This window comes from Pseudoxanthomonas mexicana, from assembly GCF_014397415.1.
GTDB classification, from domain to species: domain Bacteria; phylum Pseudomonadota; class Gammaproteobacteria; order Xanthomonadales; family Xanthomonadaceae; genus Pseudoxanthomonas_A; species Pseudoxanthomonas_A mexicana.
This window is the reverse complement of sequence record NZ_CP060731.1, coordinates 3,875,780-3,898,637: the sequence shown is the minus strand read 5'-3', so window position 1 is coordinate 3,898,637 and position 22,858 is coordinate 3,875,780. Positions and strand designations below refer to the sequence as shown.

Here is a 22,858-nt window from a genome sequence, read left to right as displayed (position 1 = left end):
GGAGTTCCCCATGCGTACCTCCATCCTTCCCTTGCTTCTGACCACCGTCCTGCTTGCGCCGGCCGCGCTGGCGCAGACGGCCGTCAACGAGACGCGCCCGCTGGATGCCCGCGGGCGCGTGGACATCAGCAACCTCAAGGGTCGCGTCGAGGTGCGCGGCTGGGAACGCAACGAAGTCCAGGTCACCGGCACGCTGGGCAAGGGCGTGGAGAAACTGGACATCGACGGGTCGGGACCCCAGCTGAGCATCGAGGTGCGCTATCCCAAGGGCGGCTGGGGAGGCGATCGGGCCGGTCCCACCGACCTGGTGGTGATGGTGCCCCTGCGCGCCGACCTGGAGATCGAAACGGTCGCCGCCGACGTGCATGTCACCGGCGTGGCGTCGGGCGAGCTTTCCGTCAATACGGTCAGCGGAAGCGTGGTGGCCGCCGCCGCACCGCGGAAGGCGGATGTGGAGACCGTCAGCGGCAATGCCACCCTCACCCTCAACAGCGACGACGTGGGTGTCGCCACCGTCAGCGGCGCCATCCTGCTGCGCGGCCGCCTGCCCGGTGAGATAGATGCGGAAACCGTATCCGGACGCATCCAGGTGGCCGTCAACGGTGAGAAGGTGCGCGACCTCAGCGCCAGCACCGTCAGCGGCCGTGTGGAGGTCAGCACGGCGCTGGCGCCGGGTGGCGAAATCAGCATGGAGTCGGTCAGCGGCGACCTGGTGCTGCACCTGCCGGCGGACGTGTCGGCGCAGGTGAGCGGTGAGAGTTTCAGTGGCCGTCTTAAAGCCACCGGTGTGACCATCGAGAAGCGCCGCGGTCCCGGCAGCAGCTTCTCCACGCGCTATGGCAGCGGCAGCGGTCGCGTCACGGTGGAGACGTTCTCGGGCAGCGCGGAGGTACGCGTGGAGTAGGGGTCATCCGCACGCGTGACGTCACGGAAGGCCTGCGTCGGCCTGAAACATGAACAGGGAGGGCGCCCGTCGGCGCCCTTCCTGTTTAGGCCTGAATCCGACGGATGGTCGAACGCCTGGCGGAAAAAGGTTTCGCAAGTAACTGATTGGGCTGAAAAAAACGGAATTCTTCCAATAAATCATCGGGTTCTTTTCATCGCCGTAAAATTTACGTTATGCTCTGGGCACCAGTCGCGCAGCATTCATGCGTCTGAACCATTGGCCCAGGCCGCGAGGCTTAGGCTTTTCTGTGAACATTTGGAGAGAGAGCCTCTAATGACTAACCTCAAGAAGCTGCCCAACGCGATCAAGTTTGCGTTGTTCGCCAGCGCCGCCTCGCTGGCCACCGGCAATGCCTTCGCCCAGGAAGCCGCCAGCAGCGATACCGAAGCCAAGACCCTGGATCGCATCGAGGTCACCGGCTCCCGCCTGAAGCGCGCCGACATCGAAGGTGCCGTGCCGGTCATCGTGATCGACCGCGCCTCGATCGACGCTACCGGTGACGTGTCCGTCGCCGACGTGCTGCGTGACAGCACCTTCGCGTCCTTCGGTAACTTCAAGCCGCAGTCGGGCAGCTCCGCCCAGTCGCTGGCTTCGGTCGACCTGCGTGGCCTGGGTTCGGGTCGTACGCTGGTGCTGATCGACGGTCGTCGTGCGCCGACCAACCCCATGTCGGCTTCCTCCGGCTCCGACCTCAATGCCATTCCGCTGGCAGCGGTTGAGCGCATCGAGATCCTGTCCGACGGCGCCTCGGCCGTGTACGGTTCCGACGCGATCGGCGGCGTGGTCAACGTCATCCTGCGCAAGGATTTCAACGGCGCCGAGCTGCGTTACGGCGTCGGCCAGACCAAGGTCAAGGGCGGCGATCTGGAAGACGCGTCGGCGGTCTTCGGCATCTCCTCGGACCGCGGCCAGTTGATCGGTGGCGCTTCCAAGTCCAGCCGTGGCATGGTGTTCACGCGTGATCAGATCGGCGGCCAGGCCCTGGGTGTGTCGCTTTACGGCAACAACATCTACAACCCGGAAACCGGTCTGGCGGAAGCCGTCCCGGGCTTCGATTGCACCGGCTCGTTCTGGCTGCAGTCCAACGGTCGCTGCTCGTTCGACTTCAACTCGGTGGCGGCCAACGAGGCCTCGGTGGACAACACCTCGGTGTTCGTGCGCGGCGACTACCAGATCAACGACAAGTGGAACGTCTACATGACGGCCACCACGACCAAGGTCGAGACCTTCGGTCGTTACGCTCCGGTCCCGGGTCTGGTGTGGGCCGAGGAAGGCAACGCGCAGGACCTGTTCCCGGGCGACGGCCTGCCGACCTACTACTACCACCGCTTCGCTGCGGCCGGTAACCGCGACAACTACACCACTACCAACAACTCGGACTTCCTGGTGGGCTTCCAGGGCCAGCTGACCGACTCCATCTCGGTGGACTTCGGTGCGCGCCGTACCAACTACCAGTATGACGAGAACGGCTACGGCTACATCATCCAGAGCCTCGCCAACCAGGCGATCGACCGTGGCGACTACGTGCTGACCGATCCCTTCGGTGCCAGCCAGGAAACCCTGAACAGCTTCACCGCGACGATCGGCCGCAATTCCTACTTCAAGACCAAGGAATTCTACGGCAACGTCTCGTTCGACCTGTTCGAAATGGGCGGTGGCATCTCCAATGCGGTGGTCGGTGCCGAGTACCGTGAAGACCAGTTCGCCGACGTCTACGATTCGCTGTCGCAGGCGGGTGTGGTGCTGGGCTCGTCGGGTGGCGCTTCGGCCGGTACGCGTGACGTCTACTCGGCCTACTTCGAGTGGCTGCTGCCGTTCAGCAGCAGCTTCGACATCACCCTGGCTGGCCGTTACGACAGCTACAGCGACTATGGCAACGACTTCTCGCCGAAGATCGCCGCCCGCTGGCAGCCGCTGGACAACCTGACCCTCCGCGCGTCCTATGGCCAGGGCTTCCGCGCCCCGGGTCTGGACATCCTGAACCAGGCCGATTCGTTCTCCGCCGAGCCGGTGGTGGACCGCCAGACCTGCTTGGCCGCCGGTCTGAACGAGTTCTGCCTGAACTCGGCTGGCCGTCAGGTTCAGCAGCAGGTCGATACCTACTTCATCGCCAATCCGAATCTGGAGTCGGAGCAGTCGACCCAGTGGTCCGCCGGTATCGTGTACGACCCGGTCGACTGGCTGGACCTGAGCCTGGATTACTACAACATCGAGATCGAAAACAGCATCACGGTGCTGGGCGCCCAGGCGATCATCAACCGGGAGCTGGCACCTGAGACCTACGGTCCGGTGCCGGATGGCCTGGGCGTGGTGCGTAACGCGACCAATGGTCGCGTTCTGGAGGTCACTGCCGGCTACCGCAACATCGGCACCCTGGAAACGGATGGCCTGGATTTCCGTGCCAACACCGATTTCGATCTGGGTAACGCCGGTCGCCTGCGCAACAGGCTGACCGTGTCGTACATCAACAAGTACGATGTGATCAACGGCAACTACACCACGGAGTACGCCGGTGAGCACGGTTACCCGGACCTGCGTGCCAACCTGAGCAACGAGTGGACGTTCGGTGACTTCGGTGTCAACTGGGGCATCAACTACATCGGTGACCAGAGCACGGCGGCCACGGTGGTGGGCGGTGTGACCATCGCGCCTGCCCTGCAGGTGGGCGGTTACGCGACCAACGACCTCCAGTTCACCTGGAACGCTCCGTGGAACGCGAAGATCGCTCTTGGCGCGACCAACATCGGCGATCGTTATCCGGAACTGGTGCCGTTCGACGGCCGTCCGTGGAACTTCTACCTGTACGACGCTTATGGTCGTACCGTGTACTTCCGTTACACGCAGACGTTCTGATAGTGGCATGATGTGATGAGGAAGGCCCCGGAAACGGGGCCTTTCCTTTTTGGGGCCCGGTCGGGTTAAGGTCTGCGCTCGCGATAGCGTCCACGTCGTGCCATGCGGATGCAGGGAGTCGTCAATGGTCAGCGAAAATCAAACGGTGCGCCGGCAGGTATGGGGAGCGTACTGGGCCAGCGGGCGTCTGCATTCCTGCACGAATACGCCCGATCGCAATTACCAGGGTGCCATCGGCGATTTCTGGGATGGTTTCTTCGCGGCCACGCGCAAGGGTGCGCGTATCCTCGATCTCGCGACCGGCAACGGGGCGCTGCCGTTGCGGGTCCATCGCACGCTGGAGGGTCGCGTCCGTGTGGATGCCATCGATCTGGCCGCTCTTTCGCCCGCCTGGTACGAGCCGGCCAAGCACACGGAAATCCGGTTTCACGCAGGCATCGGGATGGAGGAACTTCCTTTCGAAGATGCCATGTTTGACGAAGTGGTCAGCCAGTTCGGGTTCGAGTATGCGGACCGTCCGCGAGCCCTGTCGGAAGCGTTGCGGGTCGCCGCGCCGGGCGCGCGGCTCGCTTTCGTGATGCATCATGCGGAATCGGTGCTGGTCGATGTCGGCCGCGAAGAGCTCGGGCACCACGCGTGGTTGATCTCAGAGGAAGGCCTGCTGCCAGCGGCGCAGGCCATCGCACCCTGTCTCGCGGCGATCAGGGCGGGGAGTGCGCCCTCGTCAGCCGCATTCGCGGCGAGGGAGCGGTACAACCGCGCCATGGACGAGCTCGCCCGACGGGCCTCTGTTTCGAAGGCGCCCGATCTGCTGCTGGAGGCGCGTCAGCACGTGCATCAGATCATCGCGACGATGGGTCAGGACGCATCGTCGGCCATCTCGGCGATTGGACGTTTCATCCAGGACCTGGAAGGAAGCCGCCTGAGGACCCAGGAGATGGTCAGTCACGCGCTGACGGTTTCCGAGCTCGACAGCCTGACCGAAGCATGTGAGCGACGCAGGCCGGGCATGCGCATCACGTCCGCCGAACTGCGTCAGGCCGAAGGCGTCGTTGCGTGGTCCTGGGTGGCCTGCGCTGCGTCCGATGCCGACCAGACGGGATAGGTGTCTGGCTCCAGCACTTGCAGTAGTGGCGCCAGATGCTCCTGATAGTGCTTCCAGCGTCCGATCGAGCGGGTGTAGATGGGCTGCTTCACCTGCCACCGGCTCGGTGTCTGCACGCCGCGCTCGTTTTTGTGGAATTCCAGGCAGGCGGAATGCCAGGGGAGGCCTGCGAAGTCGACGATCCGGCGCGCCTGCGGCTCCGGACAGGTTGCAAGCTCTTCATACACAAGCTCAAGTATCGGCAATGACAATGTCGCCTGCCAATGACGCATGAGCTGCGTCTGGAAATTGATGTAGTGCCCTATGTCGCCCAGGTCATTGGCAAGACGCTCGTCCAGCGCGAAATTCTCACCATAGACCGATACGGCGATATCACGGGGATCCCGGCGGCACCAGATGACGCGTGCCTGTGGAAACAGCAGTGAAATCAGTCCCAGTTCGTTGAAATTGAGCGGCGCCTTGTCGATCAGGCGCAGTGCATCCGCGGGGGCGCCTCGGGTTGCGGCCCTGAGGTAGCGATCAGCCGCGTCGTCCAGCGCGTCGTCAGGGATCTGGTCGATGCTCGCAGGCCAAGTGGCGCCTGGGCCGACGCTCAAGGGAAGGTTACGTACGATAAGGCCGATATCCGGCAGTTCGCCGCAACCGAAGCCGGAGGGATGTGAGGCGAGGATCTGCTCGGTCAGCGTGGTGCCACTGCGTGGCATGCCGACGATGAACAGCGGTCGCGAATCCGGGTTGCCGCGCCATCTCCGACGTCGTTGGTCGAGGCGTTCGCGCGTCATCGTCCGGGTCATCACCTCGATCTGGCGACGAGTGCCTTCCAGGTTGGCGGGCCCGATCATCCGTCTTCTGGCCGTATTGGCTTCATGCCAGGCCTTCATTGCCTCCGTGTAACGCCCGCGTCCGTCGAACACCTTGCCCAGTTCGTAACCCAGCAGTGCGCGGTCCGCGTCGGGCAATGTCGTATCGCCCAGCATCAAGATGGCCTGATCTACGGTGGCGTCATCGACTTTCGCGCGATCAAGACCCAGCAGCCCGCTGAGGGGGAACGCCCAGCCCGGACGAGCCTGCAGGGCCGCGAGATACGCGTCTCGTGCGGCGTCCCGGTCGCCCCGATCCTCGGCGGTCTGAGCGAGCGCAACCAGCAGATCTCCGGGCTGCTCGACTGTGCGTGCCATCGAGGTGAGGAGATCGAATGCTTGCTGGTGCCGGCCGAGTCGATTGAATGTTTCGGCGAGACGGAGTGCGATCAGGGGGTCGCGTGGCCTGAGTTCACGCAATGCCTCCAGTAGTGGCAGCGCATCATCCGGATAGCCGGCATGGAACTCGGATTCCGCGAGGGTTTCCAGGACGCGTTCGTTGTCGGGCGCCAGCTCCCGCGCACGACGGAGCGGCAAGAGCGCTTCCGAGTGTCGTCCCAAGCGCTGCAGGGTGACGCCCAGCAGGCGCCAAGCTTGAGTATTGTGAGGCTGGGACGGGACGGTCGCGTAGAAATTCTCCAGGGCAGCCGCGTGCATGCCCTCGTGTGCCAACAGGCAGGCATATTGGAAGCGCAGTGGTTTGTCGCCGGGTGCCACCCGTACCGCCCTGTCCATCGACGCAAGCGCCAGCGCCGGTTGGCCGATGCGCATGGCTGCCTGCGCCACCCGCGAATGTATGGAGGCGTCCTGATGCTCCTGCTTGGCGGCAACCTGGATCCAATGCAGTGCGCCGGCCGGATCCCCGGCACGCTCGTGCGCGCTCGCCTTGTCCAGCGCATCAACAGCCGGCGCAATCACTGCCATGGAGTATCGGTGAGGACGGAGAGCGCCATTATCGCCAAATGGCGGCGCCGTGAGTGCGCGAATGGATCCACAGGGATTCCCGGCTGGATGACCGCAGCCTGGTTGCAGTGGATCAGAGGTCCTGCTCGTACCGCACGTAAGGCACGGTGCCTTCGTCGGCGTTCTCGTTGGTCAGCGAGAAGGGGTTCTTGCCGCGGGTGATGACGTTCTCCGCGCCGACGGTGAGCTGTCCGCTCCAGGGCGTGCGCCAGGTCAGGCCTACGCCCAGGCCTTCGAACTTGCCGGGCTGGCCGGGCACATCGACGACACGTCCGACGATGTTGGCGCTGAAGGGGCCGTAGCCGCCACCGACGCTCAGGCTGCGGCTGTTCCAGCGGTCCGCCAGGGCGGGCAGGTCGGAGGCGGGCACCAGGGTGGCCTTGGCCACGGCGCCGCCGATCGACACGAAACCTTCGCGGCCGATGTTCTTCTGGCCGAACACCGCCAGATCGTTCTGTTCGACGCGCCCCGTGCCGCGGCCGGAGGACAGCCAGGCCGGTAGCGTGTCGCGGCCGGTTCCGGCCGAGAGGCCGAGCTTGCCGCCCGGGCGGCTCAACACAGCCGAAGCGCTGACGCGCTGGCTGGACGTGTCGTCATCATCGTCGCCGAGGGTGGCCAGCATGCAATGGCTGGCCAGATTGCCGATATTGCCCACCACACCGGCCTTGCGGTTGCAGACCAGTCCGAGCGCGTCACCACTTTCCAGTCCGAAGGCGGTGGTCAGCGAATTGCGACCCAGCCGCCAGCGGGCGCCGGCTTCGGCCTGGCCCGTGGGTTCCAGCAGCAGAACCGCCTCGACCTTGCCGTCGTTGTTCCAGATGGGCAGGGCAGTGGCTTGCGGTTCCGCGGCCGGCTTGCGCGCACTTTTCTGGGCGTGCGCGTCCGCCGCCACGCCGGTGGCGAGCAGCAGGGCAAGCGACAGTGAAAGGCTACGCAGTTTCATGGCTGGCTTCAGACTCCTGGGACGCCCTGGAGTTCCCCTCCCGAAGGGGAACCGATGCTATGCCGTTTATGATTCTTTAACAAGTCCCCGGGGCGACTTTCCGACCGCCGGATTACTGCAGGCGGGCGGGTGCCTCCATGTCGACCGCCGGATGGTCGAAAAGTTCCTCGATCTGGGGCGGCGTGAACCGGTACTGCTGCCCACAGAACTCGCAACGGACTTCGGCCACGCCGTCGGCCAAGGCGGCCACCGCCTCCTCCTGCCCCAACGACTGCAGCATGCTCGCAACCCGTTCCCGGGAACAAGAGCAGCCGAAGCGAACTGGGCGCTCGGTCAACACCTGGGGCGATTCCTCGTGGAACAGGCGATGCAGCAGGACGGGCACAGGCGTCGCCAGCAGCTCCGCTTCGGCCAGGGTGTCGAACAGGGCGCCGACCCGGTTCCAGCCATCGTCGTCGCCTTCGTCGCCAGGCAGCTTCTGCAGCATCAGGCCGCCGGCCCGACCCCCGTCGGACGCCAGCAGCAGGCGCGTAGGCAACTGTTCGGACTGGCGGAAGTAGTCCTCGAAGGCCTCCGCCAACCGGCTGGCGTCCAGCCCCACCAGGCTCTGGTAGCGCTGCGGTTCCCGAGGGTCCAGGCCCGGGTTCTCGATGGTGATGGCGAGCAGGGCATCGCGGCCGAGGTCGCGCAGGTCGCGCGGGGCATCCTGCCCTTCGGTCAGCTGGACGATGCCGCGCACGGTGCCGGCTGCGGTGCATTCGGCGAACAGGGTGCGCAGGCCGCGTTCGCCCCGGATTTGGATGGACAGCCGTCCGTCCACCTTGGTGTGGCCGGTGAAGAGGACGGTCGCTGCGGCCGCCTCTCCCAGCAGTTCGCGCGCCGCCGGGGGGTAGTCCGCGCGCCCGGCGACGGCGTCCCACGTCGCGTCCAGCCGAACGGCTACGCCGCGCACACCGGCGGGGGGCAGCAGGAATCGGGTCAGGGTGTCGGGGGCATCACTGCTCACAGTTCTCCAAGGTCGGCGCCTTCGCCGTAATAGGCCATGATGCCCTCCACCGTATGGGCCACCAGGCGCTTTTCCAAGTCGGTGAGCATCGGGTGCCAGATGTCGAAGATCAGGACGACGCGGAGCTGGTCGCTGAAGTTCCAGGCTTCGTGCTGGATCGTGTCGTCGAACAGGACGAGTTCACCCGGCTTCCACACGTGCGTCTCGCCGCCCACACGCAGCCCGCAGTCCGGGGGGATGATCAGCGGCAGATGGACCGTCAGTCGCGTATTGGTGGCGCCATTGTGGGGAGGGATGTGGGTGCCTGGCTTGAGCGCCGAGAAGAACGCCACCGGGGCGCGGTTGGGCACCCGGTTGAGGGGCGCATGCGCGAACAGGGCCGCCTCGGTGCGCAGGCACAGGTCCGCCTGATGATCGATGCGCTGGCCGTTCCGCCACAGGAAGTAGGCGCCCCAGTCCAGCTTGCGGTCGAGGGCGGCGAACTGCCCCATCGGCTCGCCGGCGGGTGTCTGCACGTAAGGCTCGAAGGCGTGCTGCTGCGCCAGTAGGGTTTCCAGTTCGGCCAGAATGTCGGGGAAGGCGGCTTCCAGTCCCGGCACCCAGTCGTAGTCCTCGCGATGGAAGAACGGAATGGCCGGCAGGCGCGGGAACGGCAGCATCAACGGCCGCGCGGTGACGAAGGTGCGTCGCCCCGTGAGGATGTCCAGACAATGGTCGAACCGCTCCAGTTCGCGTCGTGAACCACCTTCCAGAGCGCCATGCAGGTGGTCCAGCATGAACTCCCGCAACTGCGCCTGGTTGGCGGCGATCGCAGCTTTGGCCTCGTTGACCAGCGCCTGCATGTGGGGCGCCTGGGTGAAGGCGGGCGGCATGTAGGCCATCGCGGCTGACCACGCCGTCGCGGCTTCGCGCTCGCGCCCCAGTTGTTGCAGCAGGCGCGCCTTTTCGGCATGCGCTCCCCACGCGGCAGGCTCCGCCTGGATGGCCTGTTTGATCGCTTCCAATGCCTGCGGCAGGTCGCCGCGCGCCGAATGCACGCGCGACAGGTTGGCATAGGCCATCGCTGGTTGGTCCGAGACGGTGACGGCGCGAAGCAGTAGCCGTTGCGCCTCGCCCAGTTCTCCGCGGCTGAGGTAATAGCTGCCCAGTCCACTGAGTGCGGGCGCGACGTCCGGAGACTGCTCCAGCACCCGGCGCCAGCAGTCTGCAGCGCGCTCGGGCTGGTTCTGCCTGGACCATGCACTGGCCTGTTCCAGCAGCGCTTTCAGGGCATCGGAGAGAGCCGCGGGCTGCGGGGAGGTCATGTTGGCGAGACAAGAAGGGGGAACTGGTCCCAGAATAACGAGAACTGAACACTTGGTGTCGGTAACTTGAATTACGAGATCGAGCCGTCAAAGAAGCCCCGCCGCGTACGCCGCTGGTTCCGCTGGCTGCTCGCCCTGCCGTTCCTGTTCGCGGCTGCGAGCATCCTCCAGGTCGCGGTGCTCCGCTTCGTCGACCCGCCTTTCAGTGCCTTCATGGCGGCCCGGGTGCTGGAGGCATGGGGGAGCGGCGATTTCGGGTTCCGGGTGGCCTACGACTGGCGCGACCTGGACAAATTGGCGCCCAGCCTGCCGCTGTCGATGGTGGCGGCGGAAGACCAGAACTTCGCTACCCATCATGGCTTCGACCTGGACGCGATCGAGAAGGCGCGCGTCCACAACCGGAAGATGGTCGAGCGGGCCGAAAAGCGGGGCCGGCCGGTCACGCGCCTCCGCGGTGCCAGCACGATCAGCCAGCAGGTCGCCAAGAATCTGTTCCTCTGGCAGGGCAGCCATCGCGTCACGCGCTGGGCGCGCAAGGGCCTGGAGGCCTGGTACACCGTGCTGATCGAAGCGCTCTGGCCCAAGTCGCGCATCCTGGAGGTGTACGCCAACATCGCCGAGTTCGGCGACGGCGTGTATGGCGGGCAGGCAGCCGCGCGCCGCTACTGGGGCAAGGACGCCGCGCGCCTGACACCGGCCGAAAGCGCCCGCCTGGCAGCGGTGCTTCCGTCGCCGCGCCGCTACAGTGCGGCCAAGCCCGGCCCCTACGTGCAGCGGCGGGCCAAGCGCATCCAGCGGCAGGTGGTGCAGATCGGCGGCACCGCCTACCTGGAGGCGCTGCGGTGAGCGGCCCCGCTCCATGGCAGGTCACCGTGGTGGTGGCTGCCTACAACGAAGCACAGGCCCTGCCGATGCTGCATCCACGCATCATCGCTGCGCTGGACGCGCTGGAGGACGTGCAGGGCCGCGTGCTGTATGTGGACGATGGCAGCCGCGACGCCACATGGAGCGTGTTGCGTACGCTGGCGGCGAACGACCCGCGCGTATCGGTCATGCGGTTGTCGCGCAACTTCGGCAAGGAGGCGGCGCTGACCGCGGGCCTGGACCGGGTGGACGCCGGCGCGGCGATCATCCTGGACGCCGACGGACAGGATCCGCCGGAACTGATCGGTGAGTTCGTGCGCGAATGGCAGGCCGGCTACGACAACGTGCATGGCACGCGCATCGCCCGCGACGGCGAAGGCTGGTTGAAGCGGGCCACCGCGCACGCGTTCTACCGCGTGATCGGCCGCCTGTCGAAGACGCCCATCCCCGCCGATACCGGCGACTTCCGCCTGCTGTCGCCGCGGGCGCTGGCGGCGCTGCGCGAACTGCGCGAGCGGCATCGTTTCATGAAGGGGCTGTTCGGCTGGGTGGGGTTCAACCAGAAGGCGTTGCCCTACCATCGCCAGGCACGCGTCGCGGGCAACAGCAGCTTCGGATTCTGGAAGCTGTGGAACTTCGCGCTGGAAGGCATCACCAGTTTCACCACGGCGCCCTTGCGCGTGGCGACCTATCTGGGCGTGGTCACGGCGCTGCTGGCGTTCGCCTTCGCGCTTTACGTGGTCGCCAAGGCGCTGCTGTTCGGCGATCCGGTGGCGGGCTGGCCGACCATGATGACCGTCATCCTGTTCCTGGGTGGCGTGCAACTGGTGGCGCTGGGCCTGATCGGCGAGTACCTGGGGCGGCTGTACGAAGAATCCAAGCAGCGGCCGCTTTATCTGGTGGATACGTGGCATCCCGCAACGGCAGGAGTATCCTTGCCCTCGCAAGATCGACCCGTTCCCCATCCCGGAGATCGCCATGCGCACGGTTCGTCAGTTGCTGGGGTCCAAGACTCCTGAGATCTTCGCCGTTTCCCCCGATGCCTCCGTCCTCGATGCCATCAAGCTGATGGCGGAAAAGGGCGTGGGCGCCGTCCTGGCCATGCAGGGCGCGCGCCTGTGCGGCATCGTGTCCGAGCGCGACTACGCCCGCAAGGTCGTGTTGCAGGGTCGCTCGTCGTCCAACACCCCGGTGCGCGACATCATGACGGCGAAAGTCGTCACGGTGCGGCCCGACGACAGCGTGGACCACTGCATGCAGGTCGTCACCGAGCACCGCATCCGCCACCTGCCCGTCGCCGAGGGCGATGCGATCGTCGGCGTCATCTCCATCGGCGACCTGGTGAAGGCGGTCATCGAGGACCAGAAGGTCGAACTGGACCAGCTGCAGCGCTACATCGCCAGCTGACGCCGTCCGTCATTTCGCGTACTGGCCGCCGCACGCGCTGTCCTCGCCGGGTCCCGGCTCGATCATGGCCAGCAACGCGGCCGGCGGCGCGATACTGCCCAGTGCCAGCGCCGTGGCGCCCCGCAGGCCGAGTCGCTTGAAGTCCGGACGGAACGAGGGATCCTTGAAGGTGCCGTCCACGACCAGCGGCGAGCGCAGTGCCAGGATGCTGCGATCCTTCGGTCGCGGCCTCAGTTCCAGGTCCAGCGTCTCGTCCTTCAGGCTGACCTTGCCCTTGCCGACGATGATCGTGTCGGTGGTGTCGAACGCGAGGGTACGTGCCTGCATCACGCCGTTCTCGACGGCGAAATCCCCGAACGCGCAGCGCACCGCGACGGTGCGGTCCTTGGTGAGCAGGAACTTCAACGCTTCGGCGATATCCAGCCCGGCCAGTTCCATCAGCAGGTTGCTGATCTGTCCACGCCCCATTCCCAGCATCACCTCCCCGTCGGCGGTGCCCAGGATGCCGGCGACCGAATTGCCGGTCCCGGCCAGCGACGCGTTGCCGCCGACGCGCCCGACCGCGCTCTGCGTCAGTTGCGCGGTGGGGAACAGCTCGCCCAGGTCGAGGCCGCGCACCGCGATGTCGGCCTTCGTACGGATCACCTCGCTGCGCGCATCCATGCGGACGGTCGAGCGGATGTCGCCTTCTGCGACGCCGAAGTTCAGCGGTTCCAGCCGCAGTAGCCCGGCCTCCAGAAGCAGGTGCGCGTCCATGTCCTGGATGGGCAGCGTGGGCGCGTTGATGCGGTGCGCCTTCCAGCGCACGTCGGCATCCATCGCGCGCAGCTTGGTCAGGTCGTACGGTGTGTCGGGCAGCACGCGCGCATCCGCCGCAAGCGCCGCTGCTTCCGCGCGCTGTTCCGCATTGGCCGCTTCCTCGCCGCCCGTCTGCGGTGGTGCGCCCACGAAGCCGGCAAGATCGTCGAAATCCAGCCGCTTGGACACGAGATTGGCCTCCAGCAGGGGGCGCTTGCGCCCCACGGTGACCGCGGCCGACCCGCCAAGGTCGCTGTCGCCGACGAGGCCGGTGAAATCGTCGTAGCGCCACGTATCGCCGTCGCGGCTGAAGCGGCCATCCAGGCGATAGGGCGGCGTGGGCGGCGTCGCGATGCCGATCAGCGGAAACAGGTCTTCCATGTCCTGTCCGGCGAGCCGCAGGCGCAGATCGAAGTCGCGCAGGCGGAACGGGTCGAGCAGCGTGCCGCGCGCGTGCGCGCGGGTCGGGCCGGCGGTGGCGCGCAGATCGATGCGATACGGCCTGTCCGTCTGCTGCAGCGCCAGCGGCGATTCCACCCGACCCGCAATGGTGAAGGCGTTGCCTGCCCACCGGCCCTTGCCCTTGAGGTCGACGGGCGAGGCCGAGGCGTCGCCTGTGCTGACGCTGTCCAGGGCGATGTCGAAGTCGGTGCGCCGGCGCGGATCGAGGAACACCAGACGCCCGTCGTCTACCCACAGGCCGGTGTAGCGGACCCGGCTTTCGCCGTCGCGCTCGCCGAAGATCCAGTTGCCGCGTCCGTCGGGACCGAACTCCAGCCGCAGCCGCGGTCGTGTCAGGCGTATCGCCTCGAGTCGGATCTCGCCGCTGAGCAACGGCCACAGACGCACATCCAGTTCCGCACGGTCGGCGGATGCCATCGTGCGCGACGGAGACCAGTCCGCGTTGCCGAAGCGCAGCGCATCCGCGCGGATCGTCGTAACGCGCCCAAGGTCGACATCCAGATCGCCGGCGATGTCGAAGCTGCGCCCGGTCTGCCATGCCACGAGGCGCTCGACGGGGCCACGCAACCAGTTCCACTGGAACAGCACGGCCAGCACCACCATCGACGCGGCCAGCGCGCCAAAGACGATGGCGCGCGTCCGCGTCAGCGGGCGCAAGACAGAGCGGCGGCGGGAGCGGTGCGCGTCGTCCATGGCGTGCATGGTTGGACGCGCGGTGTTCAGGCTCCGCGAAACGCGGCCTCAGCGGTTCACGCGAGGGACACGAACGTGCAGGGGGCGTCTACGACGCCAGGCGCGGCATGAGGATCTGCTGGGTCACCGCCACGAAATGGCAGACGCTGCCGCCGAGCACGAACAGGTGCCAGATGGCGTGCGAATAGCGGATCGATTCGCGGTGATAGAAGAATGTGCCCAGCGTGTAGAACAGGCCGCCGGCCAACATCCAACCCAGTGTCACGAGGTCGACGGCGTTCAACAGCGGCTTGACCGCCACGATCACCAGCCAGCCCATCGCGATGTAGATGGCGGTGGAAAGCACCTTGAAGCGGCCGGTATAGAACAGCTTGAAGATCACGCCGGCGATGGCCAGCGTCCAGATGGCCGTGAACAGGCCCCAGCCCCAGGGTCCGCGCAACCCGATCAGGGTGAACGGCGTGTAGGTACCGGCGATGAGCAGGTAGATGGCGCAGTGGTCGAAGACCTTCAGCCGCCCCTTCGCCACCGGATGCTGGATGGCGTGATACAGCGTGGAGGCGGTGTACAGCAGAAGCAGGGTCACGCCGAACACGATGGAGGCGCCCAGCTGCCAGCCGTCGCCGTAGATCGCGGCGAGGGTGATCAGGACGGCGCCGCCGGCCAAGGCGGCGACGGCGCCCAGGCCGTGCGTCAGTGCACTGGCGATCTCGTCGCGCAGGTCGATTAAATGGTCGGCCCGCTTGCGGGCGCGCAGGGCTTCGAAAGAGGTCTGTTCACTCATGACGTCACGTTACCGCAACGCAGCACGCCGTGCATCGGCCGCACGGCGGCCGGTCAGGCGGCAGCGGGCTGCCGGATGTCCCGGCAGTCCGCCGAAAGCCCGCCGCAATCAGATCGCGACGCCCCCGCTCAGGGTCGCCATGTCGGGGCGGAACACCAGGCAGAGCACCAGGCCAGCCACGAACATGATCAGCGGGATCTTGTTCTCGGCGAAGTTCTTGATGCCGTAATAGATCGTGTAGAAACCGCAGATGAAACAGAAGATGGCCGCCAGCGCACCATCCTTCTTTGCCGCGTTCACCGTCATCCAGATCGCACCCGCCAGCAGCAGTACGGCCCCCAGAAAATACATGGACATCTCCCCTTGACGCCGCCGGATGGCGGCTCGGGAAGCCTATCGGATCACCGTGGCGGGCGGAATGTCGCGAGGGGGCGGACGGGCGGAACGTAACCCGCAAGACACGGCCTGCGGGGTCTGTTCCCTGGCGGCGCGGTCAGCCTAGGTCGACGCTGTGCGCATGCTCGCGGGTGGCCAGGAACTGCACGTCCGGGGCGCGCTCCTGCGCCAGTTGCAGGTTGACCCGCGTCGGCGCCAGGTAGACCAGCTGGCCGGCGGCGTCCAGCGCCAGGTTCATCGCGTTCTTGTCGCGGAACTCCTCCAGCTTCTTCGCGTTGTCGCAGCGGATCCAGCGCGCAGTAGCGACGCTGACGTTCTCGAAGGAGGCATCCACGCCGTATTCGTCCTTCAGGCGGTAGGCCACCACGTCGAACTGCAGCACGCCCACCGCGCCCAGGATCAGGTCGTTGCTCATCAGCGGGCGGAAGAACTGGGTGGCGCCTTCCTCGGACAGCTGCGCCAGGCCCTTCTGCAGCTGCTTGAGCTTGAGCGGGTCGCGCAGGCGGGCACGACGGAACAGTTCCGGCGCGAAGTTCGGGATGCCGGTGAACGACAGCGCCTCGCCCTCGGTGAAGGTGTCGCCAATGGAGATGGTGCCGTGGTTGTGGATGCCGATCACGTCGCCCGGATACGCTTCGGCGGCGATCTCGCGGTCGCTGGCCATGAAGGTCAGCGCGTTGGCCAGCTTCATCTCCTTGCCGCTGCGCACGTGGAAGGTCTTCATGCCGGCCTCGAAGCGGCCCGAGCACACGCGCATGAAGGCCACGCGGTCGCGGTGCTGCGGGTCCATGTTGGCCTGGATCTTGAAGACGAAGCCGGTCAGCTTGTTCTCGGCAGGCTGCACCTCGCGGCCGGTGGTCTCGCGCGGCTGCGGCGACGGTGCGTGTTCGACGAAAAAATCCAGCAGTGGCTGCACGCCGAAGTTGTTGACGCCCGAGCCGAAGAACACCGGCGTCTGCCTGCCGTCCAGGTAGGCCTGCTTGTCGAAGGGGTGGCTGGCGCCCTGCACCAGTTCCAGTTCGTCGCGCAGCGCGGACAGCATCTCCGTGCCGATCTTCTCCTCCAGGCCCGGCGCGTCCAGCGAGGGGAAGATGGTGGAATCCTGGCGGGTGAAGTTGCGGCCCGGTTCGTACAGGTGCACTTCGCCGGTGATCAGGTGCACCACACCCTTAAGGCGCTGGCCCATGCCGATCGGCCAGGTGACCGGCGCGCACTGGATGCCCAGCACGCTTTCGACTTCGTCCAGCAGCTCGATCGGATCCTTGCCCTCGCGGTCCAGCTTGTTGATGAAGGTCATGATGGGCGTGTCGCGCAGGCGGCAGACTTCCATCAGCTTGATGGTGCGTTCTTCCACACCCTTGGCCACGTCGATGACCATCAGTGCGCTGTCCACCGCGGTCAGCACGCGGTAGGTGTCCTCGCCGAAGTCGGCGTGGCCCGGCGTGTCCAGCAGGTTGACGATCTTGCCCTCGTAGGGGAACTGCATCACGGACGACGTCACCGAGATGCCGCGCTCCTTCTCCAGCGCCATCCAGTCCGAGGTCGCATGGCGCGCGGCCTTGCGGCCCTTCACCGAGCCGGCCATCTGGATCGCGCCGCCGAACAGCAGCAGCTTTTCCGTCAGCGTGGTCTTGCCGGCGTCGGGGTGGGAGATGATGGCGAAGGTGCGGCGGCGGCTGGCCTCGTGGGCCACGGCGCTGTTCGGATCGGACATGGGGCGGGCGCCCGGGCGGGCGCGGAAGAAGCGGGAAGGGCGCGATTATACCGGCTGCCGGCGCCGGCGCCGGTCAGCGTGCCGACGGGAACTGCAGCTGGCCCAGCGGGCCGAACATCCGGAACGGCACCGACTCCAGCCGCATGCCGCGATTGGCCTGCACCACGAAATGCAGGTGGGGCGCGGTGGAGAAGCCGGTGTTGCCCGACAGGCCGATGTACTGGCCCTTGCGCACGTACTGGCCCACGCGCACCTGCACGCCCTCGGCCCTCAGGTGCGCGTACAGCGCCATGCTGCCGTCGCTGTGCAGGATGCGGATGAAGTTGGCGCGGCCGCCGTACTTCTCCCGGTTCAGGCCGGCCTTGTCGAAGTCGGATTCGACCTGCATCACCAGCCCCTCGCGCGCGGCCACGATCCGCGTGCCTTCGGGCACCGCGAAATCCACCGCGTGCAGGTTCTGCGCGTCGCCATGGCTGAAGCGGCCGCCGGGGCCCTGGTCCACGCGCACGCGGCCGTAGTCGAACGGCAGCCGGTAGTCGTAGTCCTGGGGGCGGCTGGCGGGGTCGCCCGGCATGCCGTCCAGAGTCAGTTCGAAGTCGCCCCCGCGCAGCGGGTCGGTCACGCTGATGTCGGCCACCAGCACGCTGCTGCGCGCCGGCACCACTGCGCGTGCCGGCAGCGCGGGGGCGCTGCGCACGTCGCGCTGGCGGCGGAAGCCCAACTGCACTTCCACCGGCCCGTGCATCAGGTTGTCGGCCCAGGCCTGGTACCGCAGGCCCTGTTTCTCCAGGCGCAGCCGCACCAGCGCGCTGGGCGGATTGCGGAAGCGCAGGACATCCAGGCTGCTGCCGGCCAGCTGGTCGGGCGGGGGCGGCTGGTCGCCGTACTGGGTGTAGCCCTGCTTGTCCTTCCAGCGATACAGCCGCGCCGCGGCCGCCTCGCCCAGGCTGCCGAGCAGCACGGCGACGCCGCAGGCCAGGGCCAGCGCGCGCGCGTTCACCGCGGGCAATCGCCCTTCAGGTCGAGTGCGCGGGCGATGTCGCGCAGGTCGAACGCGGCCAGCGATACGTCGTTGTGCAGGGCGAACAGGGCGCCGGCGGGGAAACGCGGTGTAGGCATCGCGTACACGGTCTCGCCATCGGTGTTGGACGTGACCTTGCCGGAGAACACGCCGGCCGGGGCCAGCGTGGCGCGGTCGAACACGCGGAAGCGGGTGGGCGTGAGCTGGTCCACCGCCACCCAGTACCCGTCCTCGGCGCTGCAGGCCCACAGCGCGATGCCTTCGGCGTCGGCATCAAAGGTGGCCAGGCTGCGCCCGTTGTAGTGGCCGGCCAGGGTGTAGTCGCGCAGCGTGGAGCCCACGCGGCGGTCTTCCTCGGCGATCAGCAGGCGCCCGTGCGCCGGGTCGCCGGCGATGGATTCCACCATGCGCAGCGCGCCGGCCGCACCGGTGTCGCCGAACTGGCCCAGCAGCCGCGTTTCCAGTTTGCCGCCGTCTTCGATGCGGACCTGGAACCGCTTCACCCGGCCCGCCAGTTCCGCCATCGGCGGCAGGGTCATGGTGCGGAAATCGGCCATGAAGCTGTCGGTGACGAACAGTTCCAGTACCCCGGGCGCGGGCTCGTGCACCCACAGCCCATAGGGCGAGCGCAGCACGTCCGCGCCGAAGGCGCCCAGCGGCGCGAATTCCGGCAGGCGGAAGGCCTGCACGCGGTGGTTGTCCCGCTCGGCCACGAACAGCAGGTCGCCGAACACCGCAATGCCGTTGGGACGGTTGAACTGGCCCACGGCCGTGCCCGGGCCGCCGACCGTGCGCAGGCGTTGCCCGGTGTCGGCGTCGTACAGGGCCAGATGGTGGGTGGCCTTGGCGGTGGCGATCAGCCAGACCCGGCCGTCCTCCGTCGGCCACGCGACCAGTGAGTCCAGTTCGTCGCCGGGGACCGGCTCGGAGACCCAGGCCTCCTGGAGGATGGCGTCCGCGGCAGTTTTCGGCGCCGGAGCGGGGGGCGTGGAGGTATGCAGGGGGGCGGTGGAGCACGCGGCCAGCAGGGCCACGCAGAGACCGCCGAGGAGGCTGTTACGGATCATGTTGTGAATTATGCGTTATCGCTGCGCCGACCGGCAGCGAGACGAACGTCAAAATTCATCGCTTCATTCGAATAAAGCGATTGACATCCGGAAAGGCGCGGGGCAGAGTAGCCTCACCATCGAGACCGGCAGAGGGACAGGCCCGAAGAAGCCGGGGCAGCCAGCGACGCGCAAGCGTCGTGTAGGTGCCAAATCCTGCGGGGACCCCAGCGTCCGCCGAAAGATGGTTCGTACCGTGCCTTCGCACGGCGAACGCGAGCTCCGCGAAGCTCGGTGGTGCAGTCCCGTCCCGCAAGGGACCACGCCCACCGGATGCCGCCATGAGTTACGCCAGTCCCGCGCTGAACCGCCTTGCCGAACCGTCGACCCTCGACGGCATCGCGATCCCCTCGTTCCCCGATGACGCGCCGCGCGCCGTGCGGGGCGAAGTCGTCGTCGAGCTGCCGATGCGCCATGCGGGCACGCGCGCGCTGACGCTGCGCTATGAACTGCAGGGGCCGGCCGGTGCGCCGGTGGTGTTCGTGGCCGGCGGCATCTCCGCGCACCGCCATCTGGCGGCGAGCGGCGTCTTCCCCGAAAACGGCTGGCTGAACGATCTGGTCGGCGCCGGCCGCGCGCTGGATCCGGCGCACCGCCAATTGCTCGCGTTCGACTTCGTCGGCGCCGATGGTCGCCTCGATGCCCCCATCGACACCGCGGACCAGGCCGACGCCATCGCCCAGTTGCTGTCCGCATTGAGGATCGCCCGCCTGCAGGCGTTCGTGGGCTACTCGTACGGGGCGCTGGTGGGTCTCCAGTTCGCCATCCGCCACCCCGCGCGCGTGGAGAAGCTGATCGCCGTCAGTGGCGCGCATCGCGCCCATCCCTACGCCGCCGCCTGGCGTGCGCTGCAGCGCCGTGCGGTGACCCTGGGCCAGCTGCAGTGCGCCGACGCGCAGGGCCTCTCGCTGGCCCGCCAGTTCGCGATGCTCAGCTACCGCACGCCGGAAGAATTCGGCGAGCGCTTCGACAGCGCGCCCGAGATCGTCAATGGCCGCGTGCGCGTGGCCGCCGAGGACTACCTGGATGCCGCCGGCGCGCAGTACGTCGCGCGCACGCCGGTCACCGCCTACGTGCGCCTGTCCGAGTCCATCGACCTGCACCGCGTCGATCCCGCCGACGTGCGCGTGCCCACGCTGGTGGTTGCGGTGGAAGGCGACCGCCTGGTGCCGCTGTCCGATTCCGTGGCGCTGGTCGAAGGCCTGGGCACGCTGGGCCAGTTGCGCGTGCTGCGCTCGCCCTACGGCCACGACGCCTTCCTGAAAGAAACCGACCGCATCGATTCCATCCTGACCTCGGCCCTGCGCGCCGCCGGAGACCTCGCATGAGCAGCTACGCCCCCACCGATACCGACGCGCCCTGTCGCCCCGCCACCGCCGCCGTGCGCGCCGGCATCGACCGCGACACCGCCTACGGCGCGGTGACGCCGCCGATCGTGCTGTCGTCGAACTTCAGCTTCGCCGGCTTCGCGCAGAAGCGCGAGTACGACTACACCCGCAGCGGCAACCCCACGCGCGACCTGCTGGCCGAGGCGCTGGCCGAACTCGAAGGCGGTGCCGGCGCCGTCGTCACCGCCACCGGCATGGGTGCGATCACGCTGGTGCTGAACGCGCTGCTGGAGCCGGGCGATCGGCTGGTGGTGCCGCACGATGCCTACGGCGGCAGCTGGCGCCTGTTCAACGCGCTGGCGAAGAAGGGGCATTTCGAACTCATCACCGCCGACCTGACCGATCCGCGTTCGCTGGCCGATGCGCTGGCGCAGTCGCCGAAGCTGGTGCTGATCGAAACTCCTTCCAACCCGCTGCTGCGCATCACCGACCTGCGCTTCGTCATCGAGGCCGCGCACAAGGCCGGCGCGCGCGCGGTGGTGGACAACACCTTCCTGTCGCCGGCGCTGCAGACCCCGGTCGCCTTCGGCGCCGATTTCGTGCTGCATTCCACCACCAAGTACATCAACGGCCACAGCGACGTGGTCGGTGGCGCCGTGGTCGCGCGCGATGCCGAAACCCACCAGCAGCTGGTGTGGTGGGCGAACGCGCTGGGCCTCACCGGCTCGCCGTTCGACAGCTTCCTGACCCTGCGCGGCCTGCGCACGCTGGATGCTCGCCTGCGAGCGCACCAGGAGAACGCGAACGCCATCGCCGCGCTGCTGGACACGCATCCGGCGGTGTCTAAGGTCTATTTCCCCGGTCTGCCGCTGCATCCCGGCCACGCGGTCGCGGCGCGGCAGCAGAAGGGTTTCGGCGCGATGCTGAGCCTGGAACTGGAGGGCGGCGAAGAAGCGGTGCGCGCCTTCGTCGAGGGCCTGCGCTATTTCACCCTGGCCGAATCGCTGGGCGGGGTGGAAAGCCTGGTCGCGCATCCTGCCACGATGACGCATGCGGCGATGACGCCGGAAGCGCGCGCCAAGGCAGGCATCTCCGACGGCCTGCTGCGGCTGTCGGTCGGCATCGAGGCGACCGACGATCTGCTGGCCGACCTCGCTGCGGCGCTGTCGCGGGCCGAGGCGGTGGTGGCCGAGTCCAAACGCAGGCTCGCCGACGCATGAGCAAGGTCGTTCCGCTGCGCGCCGCCGTGTACCGCGCACCGCGGCTCGCGCTGCTCGGCACGGGCGTGGTGGGCAGCGCACTGGTGGCGCGCTACCAGCGTCTGCAATCCGCGGGACTGGCGCTGCCGCCGCTGGCGTGGCTGGCGAACTCGCGCGCGCTGCACGACTGCGCCGGCGCACCGCAACGCGCGCTGGAGGAAGCCAGCGGAGCGGCCGCAAGCCGCGATGATCTCCCGCCCTGGGCGGAAGCCGAAGCCCTGCATGCTGGCGACATCGTGATCGACGCCACCGCCAGTGACGCGGTCGCCGGTTGGCATGCCGAATGGCTGTCGCGTGGCGTGCACGTGGTGACGGCCAACAAGCTGGGTGCGGGAAGCGGATGGTCGCGCGCGCAGGCCATCGCGCAGGCGTGCGCGGCGTCCGGCGCGCGTTACGGCGATGCGGCCACCGTGGGCGCCGGCCTGCCGCTGCTGCGTAGCCTGCGTGCGCTGGTGGCCGGCGGGGACCGTATCCATCGCATCGAGGGTGTGCTGTCGGGATCGCTGGCGTGGCTGTTCAACCATTACGACGGCATGCGTCCGTTCTCCGGCTTCGTCCGCCAGGCGCGCCAGGCCGGCTACACCGAACCCGATCCGCGCATCGACCTGTCCGGCGAGGACGTGCGCCGCAAGCTGCTGATCCTCGCGCGCGCCGCGGGCCTGCCGCTGGATCAGGCCGACGTGCGCGTGGAGTCGCTGGTGCCCGCGGAACTGGCGGCGCTGCCGCCGGACAGCGTGGACGGCGCGCTCGCGCAGCTGGATGCGCCAGTGGCGGCGCGCTTCAAGGAGGCCTACCGCAACGGCGGCCTCCTGCGCTTCGTCGGCCGTTTCGACCGTGATCGCGCCAGCGTGGGCCTGCAGGTGCTGCCCGAAGACCATCCCCTGTGCGGCGGCAGCGGCACCGACAACCGCGTGGCGATCTACAGCGACCGCTACGACGAACAGCCGCTGGTCGTGCAGGGGCCCGGTGCCGGCGCCGGCATCACTGCCGCCGCGCTGCTGGATGACGTGCTGGCGATCGCGACGGCGCGCTGATCGTTTGCGGAC

General features: G+C 67.5%; 19 protein-coding genes and 1 riboswitch. Of the genes, 9 read left to right on the top strand and 10 right to left on the bottom strand.

Features of this window, described 5'->3' with window-relative positions; translation table 11 throughout:
* The first annotated feature begins 10 nt into the window (after nucleotides 1-10).
* The 3 genes from IAE60_RS18300 (at nucleotide 11) to IAE60_RS18290 (ending at nucleotide 4,904) form a co-directional block, all read left to right on the top strand.
* Entirely contained in the window at nucleotides 11-904 is an 894-nt protein-coding gene (locus IAE60_RS18300) for a DUF4097 family beta strand repeat-containing protein (protein WP_187573321.1), read from the top strand.
* 315 nt (nucleotides 905-1,219) lie between these two features.
* Nucleotides 1,220-3,799 carry a TonB-dependent receptor plug domain-containing protein gene (locus tag IAE60_RS18295; protein WP_187573320.1) on the top strand — a complete coding sequence of 860 codons (2,580 nt, stop codon included), beginning with the start codon at nucleotides 1,220-1,222 and terminating at the stop codon, nucleotides 3,797-3,799.
* 124 nt (nucleotides 3,800-3,923) lie between these two features.
* Entirely contained in the window at nucleotides 3,924-4,904 is a 981-nt protein-coding gene (locus IAE60_RS18290) for a class I SAM-dependent methyltransferase (RefSeq protein WP_187573319.1), read from the top strand.
* Here the strand turns inward: IAE60_RS18290 and IAE60_RS18285 are convergent.
* From IAE60_RS18285 to IAE60_RS18270, 4 genes are all read right to left on the bottom strand, one after another.
* Nucleotides 4,835-6,688 (bottom strand): tetratricopeptide repeat-containing sulfotransferase family protein, encoded by a 1,854-nt coding sequence (locus tag IAE60_RS18285; RefSeq protein ID WP_187573318.1) that lies wholly within the window; start codon nucleotides 6,686-6,688, stop codon nucleotides 4,835-4,837. The genes IAE60_RS18290 and IAE60_RS18285 overlap by 70 nt on opposite strands.
* A 112-nt stretch (nucleotides 6,689-6,800) precedes the next feature.
* The gene (locus IAE60_RS18280) at nucleotides 6,801-7,670 is read right to left on the bottom strand and encodes an XOO1806 family protein (RefSeq protein ID WP_425504441.1); all 870 of its coding nucleotides are present in this window, start codon (nucleotides 7,668-7,670) and stop codon (nucleotides 6,801-6,803) included.
* A 112-nt stretch (nucleotides 7,671-7,782) separates the two neighbouring features.
* A complete protein-coding gene (gene hslO / locus IAE60_RS18275) occupies nucleotides 7,783-8,676 on the bottom strand; it encodes an Hsp33 family molecular chaperone HslO (RefSeq protein WP_187573317.1) in 894 nt (297 codons plus the stop codon).
* Entirely contained in the window at nucleotides 8,673-9,980 is a 1,308-nt protein-coding gene (locus IAE60_RS18270; RefSeq protein ID WP_187573316.1) for an aspartyl/asparaginyl beta-hydroxylase domain-containing protein, read from the bottom strand. Before IAE60_RS18270 ends, hslO begins: the two co-directional genes overlap by 4 nt.
* A gap of 66 nt (nucleotides 9,981-10,046) precedes the next feature.
* Here IAE60_RS18270 and mtgA point away from each other — a divergent pair, with 66 nt between their 5' ends.
* The 3 genes from mtgA to IAE60_RS18255 all read left to right on the top strand — a co-directional run bounded on the left by mtgA (nucleotide 10,047) and on the right by IAE60_RS18255 (nucleotide 12,251).
* The gene (gene mtgA, locus IAE60_RS18265; protein ID WP_187573315.1) at nucleotides 10,047-10,826 is read left to right on the top strand and encodes a monofunctional biosynthetic peptidoglycan transglycosylase; all 780 of its coding nucleotides are present in this window, start codon (nucleotides 10,047-10,049) and stop codon (nucleotides 10,824-10,826) included.
* Between the two features lie 65 nt (nucleotides 10,827-10,891).
* Nucleotides 10,892-11,863, top strand: coding sequence for a glycosyltransferase family 2 protein (locus IAE60_RS18260; RefSeq protein ID WP_187574810.1), 972 nt, complete (start codon nucleotides 10,892-10,894; stop codon nucleotides 11,861-11,863).
* Nucleotides 11,823-12,251: a CBS domain-containing protein gene (locus IAE60_RS18255; protein ID WP_162108359.1), complete on the top strand. Its 429-nt coding sequence runs from the start codon at nucleotides 11,823-11,825 to the stop codon at nucleotides 12,249-12,251. The genes IAE60_RS18260 and IAE60_RS18255 overlap by 41 nt, the downstream gene beginning before the upstream one ends.
* A gap of 9 nt (nucleotides 12,252-12,260) precedes the next feature.
* Here the strand turns inward: IAE60_RS18255 and IAE60_RS18250 are convergent, their stop codons facing one another.
* From IAE60_RS18250 to IAE60_RS18225, 6 genes are all read right to left on the bottom strand, one after another.
* Nucleotides 12,261-14,204 (bottom strand): AsmA family protein, encoded by a 1,944-nt coding sequence (locus IAE60_RS18250; protein ID WP_425504440.1) that lies wholly within the window; start codon nucleotides 14,202-14,204, stop codon nucleotides 12,261-12,263.
* Between the two features lie 88 nt (nucleotides 14,205-14,292).
* Nucleotides 14,293-14,988 carry a PAQR family membrane homeostasis protein TrhA gene (gene trhA / locus IAE60_RS18245; RefSeq protein ID WP_187573314.1) on the bottom strand — a complete coding sequence of 232 codons (696 nt, stop codon included), beginning with the start codon at nucleotides 14,986-14,988 and terminating at the stop codon, nucleotides 14,293-14,295.
* 108 nt (nucleotides 14,989-15,096) lie between these two features.
* The gene (locus tag IAE60_RS18240) at nucleotides 15,097-15,339 is read right to left on the bottom strand and encodes a hypothetical protein (protein ID WP_187573313.1); all 243 of its coding nucleotides are present in this window, start codon (nucleotides 15,337-15,339) and stop codon (nucleotides 15,097-15,099) included.
* Between the two features lie 142 nt (nucleotides 15,340-15,481).
* On the bottom strand, nucleotides 15,482-17,098 hold the full coding sequence (locus tag IAE60_RS18235) for a peptide chain release factor 3 (RefSeq protein ID WP_187573312.1): 1,617 nt from the start codon (nucleotides 17,096-17,098) through the stop codon (nucleotides 15,482-15,484).
* Between the two features lie 73 nt (nucleotides 17,099-17,171).
* The gene (locus IAE60_RS18230) at nucleotides 17,172-18,107 is read right to left on the bottom strand and encodes a peptidoglycan DD-metalloendopeptidase family protein (RefSeq protein ID WP_425504439.1); all 936 of its coding nucleotides are present in this window, start codon (nucleotides 18,105-18,107) and stop codon (nucleotides 17,172-17,174) included.
* Nucleotides 18,095-19,186 (bottom strand): NHL repeat-containing protein, encoded by a 1,092-nt coding sequence (locus tag IAE60_RS18225; RefSeq protein WP_187573311.1) that lies wholly within the window; start codon nucleotides 19,184-19,186, stop codon nucleotides 18,095-18,097. The genes IAE60_RS18230 and IAE60_RS18225 overlap by 13 nt, the downstream gene beginning before the upstream one ends.
* A gap of 113 nt (nucleotides 19,187-19,299) precedes the next feature.
* A riboswitch (SAM riboswitch) is annotated at nucleotides 19,300-19,416 on the top strand.
* Nucleotides 19,417-19,506: 90 nt separating this feature from the next.
* On the opposite strand from IAE60_RS18225, the gene metX reads away from it, so the two are divergent.
* Genes metX through IAE60_RS18210 form a run of 3 tightly spaced genes read left to right on the top strand, consistent with a single transcriptional unit; the run spans nucleotide 19,507 to nucleotide 22,846 of the window.
* On the top strand, nucleotides 19,507-20,553 hold the full coding sequence (gene metX, locus IAE60_RS18220) for a homoserine O-succinyltransferase MetX (RefSeq protein ID WP_187573310.1): 1,047 nt from the start codon (nucleotides 19,507-19,509) through the stop codon (nucleotides 20,551-20,553).
* Nucleotides 20,550-21,773 (top strand): O-succinylhomoserine (thiol)-lyase, encoded by a 1,224-nt coding sequence (locus IAE60_RS18215; RefSeq protein WP_187573309.1) that lies wholly within the window; start codon nucleotides 20,550-20,552, stop codon nucleotides 21,771-21,773. Before metX ends, IAE60_RS18215 begins: the two co-directional genes overlap by 4 nt.
* Nucleotides 21,770-22,846, top strand: coding sequence for a homoserine dehydrogenase family protein (locus IAE60_RS18210; RefSeq protein WP_187573308.1), 1,077 nt, complete (start codon nucleotides 21,770-21,772; stop codon nucleotides 22,844-22,846). The genes IAE60_RS18215 and IAE60_RS18210 overlap by 4 nt, the downstream gene beginning before the upstream one ends.
* Nucleotides 22,847-22,858 lie beyond the last annotated feature (12 nt).

What these genes read in the sequence shown, in the direction of transcription:
- IAE60_RS18210 (WP_187573308.1), top strand. Translation starts at nt 21,770, where the DNA reads ATGAGCAAGGTCGTTCCGCTGCGCGCCGCCGTGTACCGCGCACCGCGG.
- IAE60_RS18280 (WP_425504441.1), bottom strand. Translation starts at nt 7,670, where the DNA reads ATGAAACTGCGTAGCCTTTCACTGTCGCTTGCCCTGCTGCTCGCCACC.
- IAE60_RS18240 (WP_187573313.1), bottom strand. Translation starts at nt 15,339, where the DNA reads ATGTATTTTCTGGGGGCCGTACTGCTGCTGGCGGGTGCGATCTGGATG.
- IAE60_RS18270 (WP_187573316.1), bottom strand. Translation starts at nt 9,980, where the DNA reads ATGACCTCCCCGCAGCCCGCGGCTCTCTCCGATGCCCTGAAAGCGCTG.
- trhA (WP_187573314.1), bottom strand. Translation starts at nt 14,988, where the DNA reads ATGAGTGAACAGACCTCTTTCGAAGCCCTGCGCGCCCGCAAGCGGGCC.
- IAE60_RS18295 (WP_187573320.1), top strand. Translation starts at nt 1,220, where the DNA reads ATGACTAACCTCAAGAAGCTGCCCAACGCGATCAAGTTTGCGTTGTTC.
- metX (WP_187573310.1), top strand. Translation starts at nt 19,507, where the DNA reads ATGAGTTACGCCAGTCCCGCGCTGAACCGCCTTGCCGAACCGTCGACC.
- IAE60_RS18290 (WP_187573319.1), top strand. Translation starts at nt 3,924, where the DNA reads ATGGTCAGCGAAAATCAAACGGTGCGCCGGCAGGTATGGGGAGCGTAC.
- IAE60_RS18255 (WP_162108359.1), top strand. Translation starts at nt 11,823, where the DNA reads ATGCGCACGGTTCGTCAGTTGCTGGGGTCCAAGACTCCTGAGATCTTC.
- IAE60_RS18225 (WP_187573311.1), bottom strand. Translation starts at nt 19,186, where the DNA reads ATGATCCGTAACAGCCTCCTCGGCGGTCTCTGCGTGGCCCTGCTGGCC.
- IAE60_RS18250 (WP_425504440.1), bottom strand. Translation starts at nt 14,204, where the DNA reads ATGGACGACGCGCACCGCTCCCGCCGCCGCTCTGTCTTGCGCCCGCTG.
- IAE60_RS18215 (WP_187573309.1), top strand. Translation starts at nt 20,550, where the DNA reads ATGAGCAGCTACGCCCCCACCGATACCGACGCGCCCTGTCGCCCCGCC.
- IAE60_RS18235 (WP_187573312.1), bottom strand. Translation starts at nt 17,098, where the DNA reads ATGTCCGATCCGAACAGCGCCGTGGCCCACGAGGCCAGCCGCCGCCGC.
- IAE60_RS18260 (WP_187574810.1), top strand. Translation starts at nt 10,892, where the DNA reads ATGCTGCATCCACGCATCATCGCTGCGCTGGACGCGCTGGAGGACGTG.
- IAE60_RS18300 (WP_187573321.1), top strand. Translation starts at nt 11, where the DNA reads ATGCGTACCTCCATCCTTCCCTTGCTTCTGACCACCGTCCTGCTTGCG.
- IAE60_RS18285 (WP_187573318.1), bottom strand. Translation starts at nt 6,688, where the DNA reads ATGGCAGTGATTGCGCCGGCTGTTGATGCGCTGGACAAGGCGAGCGCG.